The sequence below is a fragment of the Streptomyces sp. NPDC058291 genome, from assembly GCF_042880855.1.
Lineage (GTDB): Bacteria > Actinomycetota > Actinomycetes > Streptomycetales > Streptomycetaceae > Streptomyces.
Map to the genome: position 1 here is coordinate 1 of NZ_JBHVYK010000169.1, position 4,488 is coordinate 4,488.

General features: G+C 72.5%; 3 protein-coding genes. All 3 read left to right on the top strand.

All coding sequences use genetic code 11. The features are described from left to right. Nucleotides 1-476: 476 nt before the first annotated feature. A complete protein-coding gene (locus ACFVYK_RS37800) occupies nucleotides 477-2,012 on the top strand; it encodes a leucyl aminopeptidase (RefSeq protein WP_389781269.1) in 1,536 nt (511 codons plus the stop codon). Between the two features lie 306 nt (nucleotides 2,013-2,318). Then, a complete protein-coding gene (lpdA, locus tag ACFVYK_RS37805; protein WP_389781270.1) occupies nucleotides 2,319-3,707 on the top strand; it encodes a dihydrolipoyl dehydrogenase in 1,389 nt (462 codons plus the stop codon). Between the two features lie 66 nt (nucleotides 3,708-3,773). Then, nucleotides 3,774-4,488 (top strand): biotin/lipoyl-containing protein (locus ACFVYK_RS37810; protein WP_389781271.1); only part of this gene is annotated, 715 nt, incomplete at its 3' end.

Here is a 4,488-nt window from a genome sequence, read left to right on the forward strand (position 1 = left end):
GTATAAGAGACAGGTCCGGCGCCGGGGAGCAGCCCGCGAGCAGCAGGGCGAGCAGCAGGGCGAGCAGGGTCAGCAGAACGGTCGGGCGTCTCACCGGACGGGCTCCAGGGTGGGCGGCAACGTACCGGACGATGATCGCCCATGCCCGCGCCGGACGGCACCCGCCGGTGCTCCGCCGTCGCGACGGAGGACCGCCCGCCCGAAACACCGGGAAGGACGACTGGGAGCCGGTTCACGCCGTGCTCGGACCGAGAAGGTGGCCAGGACGCCGCCCACGGGTGAACACTCGCGTGCGTGAGCGAACGCACCCGCACGCGTAGGCTCGTTCCGGGTTCGTCGCGCCGGTCCGCCGCGCCGGTGAGGCACACCCCGGATGCGATCGCGCCCAGGACCCGGATCTAGGGTCGGCCCTGGGCCCGGTCGACCCACACCCTCCGGCCACAGCAACTCCACATCGGAAGCGAGATTTCACCACCGTGACTGCTCTCACTCTCAGCACCGCCGCGGCGCCCGGCCTGCGGGCCGACGCGATCGTGATCGGTGTCGCCAAGGGCGCAAAGGGCCCGATCGTCGCCCCGGGCGCCGAAGCCGTCGACAAGGCGTTCGACGGCCGGCTCGCCGGCGTCCTGGAGACCCTCGGGGCCTCCGGCGCCGAGGGCGAGGTGACGAAGCTGCCCGCCCCGGCCGGCTTCAAGACGCCTCTCGTGCTCGCGGTGGGGCTCGGCTCCGAGCCCGAGAAGGACGCCGCCTTCGACGCCGAGGCGCTGCGCAGGGCGGCCGGCGCGGCCGCCCGCACCCTCACCGGCGCCAAGAAGGCCGCCTTCGCGCTGCCGGTGACCGACGCCGCCGACATCGGCGCCCTCGGCGAGGGCGTGGTGCTCGGCGCGTACTCCTTCGACGCCTACAAGCAGACCGCGCGCTCGGACAACGCCGCCAAGGCCAAGAACGACAAGGCGCCGCTCGTCGAGGCCGTGCTGCTCGGCGGGAAGCCCCGCGACGCCGCCCACAAGGCCGCGCTCGCCCGCGCCGCCGCGGTGGGCGAGGAGCTCAACCGCGCCCGTGACCTGATCAACATGCCGCCGAACGACCTCGACCCCGAGGCGTTCGCCGCTCTCGCCCAGACGGCGGCCAAGGAGCACGGCGTCAAGGTGCAGGTGCTCGACGAGAAGGCGCTCGTCAAGGGGGGTTACGGCGGCATCCTCGGCGTCGGCGCCGGCTCGGCCTCCGCCCCGCGTCTGGTGAAGCTGTCGTACACCTCGTCGAAGGCGAAGAAGCACCTCGCCTTCGTCGGCAAGGGCATCACCTACGACTCGGGCGGCATCTCGCTGAAGCCGGCCGGGCACAACGAGACGATGAAGTGCGACATGAGCGGGGCGGCGGCGGTCTTCGCCGCGGTCGTCGCGGCCGCGCGGCTCGGCCTGGAGGTGAACGTCACCGGATGGCTGGCGCTCGCCGAGAACATGCCGTCCGGCTCCGCCACCCGCCCCGGCGACGTGCTGCGCATGTACAGCGGCAAGACCGTGGAGGTCCTCAACACCGACGCCGAGGGCCGGCTGGTCCTCGCGGACGCGCTGTGGGCGGCCTCCGCGGAGAAGCCGGACGCGATCGTCGACGTCGCGACCCTGACCGGCGCGATGATGCTGGCGCTGGGCAGCCGCACCTTCGGGATCATGGCCAACGACGACGCGTTCCGCTCGGCGGTGCACGAGGCCGCCGAGGAGGTCGGCGAGCCGGCGTGGCCCATGCCCCTGCCTGAGCACCTGCGCAAGGGCATGGACTCCACCGTCGCGGACATCGCCAACATGGGCGAGCGGATGGGCGGCGGGCTGGTGGCCGGTCTCTTCCTGCGCGAGTTCGTGGGCGAGGGGATCACCTGGGCGCACCTGGACATCGCCGGCCCGGCGTTCAACGAGGGCGCCCCCTTCGGGTACACGCCGAAGGGCGGCACCGGCACCGCGGTGCGGACGCTGGTGCGGCTGGCCGAGCTGACCGCCGCCGGCGACCTCGGCTAGTCCCTCCGGGAGAAGGGGACTGTGCGCCTGGTCACTCGGATCCGTCCGTCATGACGGCGGCCCCGGGTCGAACGTGGCCGGTCGCGCAGTCCCCCGCGCCCCCGGGCGGGGCCGGTCCCCCATGCCACAAGGGAGCGTGGGGTGTCTCACACCCCGGCCCCGCGTCTCGTTCGTCTCCCGCAGGTGCGAAGATGGGCCTCGGCAGGACAGGGCCCCCACCACAGGGCCGAAGAAAGAGCGGCCGGACACCAGCCGCCGGCGGTCAGCGACGACCGGCGCACGGCGCACATGCATGGAGGACGTGACGTGGCGAACGACGCCAGCACCGTTTTCGACCTAGTGATCCTCGGCGGTGGTAGTGGCGGTTACGCCGCGGCCCTGCGCGGGGCGCAGCTGGGACTGGACGTCGCCCTGATCGAGAAGGACAAGGTCGGCGGCACCTGCCTGCACCGGGGTTGCATCCCCACCAAGGCCCTGCTGCACGCGGGCGAGATCGCCGACCAGGCCCGCGAGAGCGAGCAGTTCGGCGTCAAGGCCACCTTCGAGGGCATCGACGTCCCCGCCGTCCACAAGTACAAGGACGGCGTCGTCTCCGGCCTGTACAAGGGCCTGCAGGGGCTGATCGCCTCCCGCAAGGTGACCTACATCGAGGGGGAGGGCCGGCTGTCCTCCCCCACCTCCGTCGACGTCAACGGGCAGCGCGTCCAGGGCCGCCACGTGCTCCTGGCGACCGGCTCCGTGCCGAAGTCGCTGCCGGGCCTGGAGATCGACGGCGACCGGATCATCTCCTCGGACCACGCTCTCGTCCTGGACCGCGTGCCGAAGTCCGCGATCATCCTCGGCGGCGGCGTGATCGGCGTCGAGTTCGCCTCGGCGTGGAAGTCCTTCGGCGCCGACGTGACGGTCATCGAGGGCCTGAAGCACCTCGTCCCGGTCGAGGACGAGAACTCCTCCAAGCTTCTTGAGCGCGCGTTCCGCAAGCGCGGCATCAAGTTCAACCTGGGCACCTTCTTCTCGAAGGCCGAGTACACCGCCGACGGCGTCAAGGTCACCCTGGCCGACGGCAAGGAGTTCGAGGCCGAGGTCCTGCTGGTCGCGGTGGGCCGGGGGCCGGTCTCCGCCGGTCTTGGCTACGAGGAGCAGGGCGTCGCGATGGACCGCGGCTACGTCCTGGTCGACGAGTACATGCGCACCAACGTCCCGACCGTCTCCGCCGTCGGCGACCTGGTCCCGACGCTCCAGCTCGCGCACGTCGGCTTCGCCGAGGGCATGCTGGTGGCGGAGCGTCTGGCCGGTCTGAAGACCGTCCCGATCGACTACGACGGCGTCCCCCGGGTGACGTACTGCCACCCCGAGGTCGCCTCCGTGGGCATCACCGAGGCCAAGGCCAAGGAGATCTACGGCGCGGACAAGGTCGTCGCTCTGAAGTACAACCTCGCGGGCAACGGCAAGAGCAAGATCCTCAACACCTCGGGCGAGATCAAGCTCGTCCAGGTGAAGGACGGCGCCGTGGTCGGCGTCCACATGGTCGGCGACCGCATGGGCGAGCAGGTCGGCGAAGCCCAGCTGATCTACAACTGGGAGGCGCTGCCCGCCGAGGTCGCGCAGCTCGTCCACGCGCACCCGACCCAGAACGAGGCGCTCGGCGAGGCCCATCTGGCCCTGGCGGGCAAGCCGCTGCACTCGCACGACTGACCCTCGGTCGAGACACGTCGAAGCGACGACACAGACTTCCGCAACTCGTAAGGAGCAACCGAAACCATGCCGGTTTCCGTAACCCTTCCGGCGCTCGGCGAGAGCGTCACCGAGGGCACCGTCACCCGCTGGCTGAAGGCCGAGGGTGAGCGCGTCGAGGCCGACGAGCCCCTGCTCGAGGTGTCGACCGACAAGGTCGACACCGAGATCCCGTCCCCCGCCTCCGGCGTCCTGGCCTCCATCAAGGTCGCTGAGGACGAGACGGTCGAGGTCGGCGCCGAGCTGGCCGTGATCGACGACGGCACCGGCGCGCCGGCCGCCGCTCCGGCTCCGGCCGCCGAGGAGGTCGCACCGCCGGCCCCCGAGCCGGCCCCGGCCGCCCAGCCCTCCACCGAGCAGGCGGCCCCGGCCCCGGCTCCCACTCCCGAGGCCGCCGCCGGCGGCGGTTCCGCCGAGGGCACGGACGTCGTCCTGCCCGCGCTCGGCGAGTCCGTCACCGAGGGCACCGTCACCCGCTGGCTGAAGTCGGTCGGCGACTCGGTCGAGGCCGACGAGCCGCTGCTCGAGGTCTCCACCGACAAGGTCGACACCGAGATCCCGGCGCCCACCTCTGGCGTGCTGCTGGAGATCACCGTCGGCGAGGACGAGACCGCCGAGGTCGGCGCCAAGCTGGCCGTCATCGGCGCCCCGGGCACGGCTCCGGCCGCCGCCCCGGCTCCGGCCGCCCCGGCTCCGGCTCCCGCCGCGGAGGCTCCGGCCCCCGCGCCGGCCGCCCCCGCGC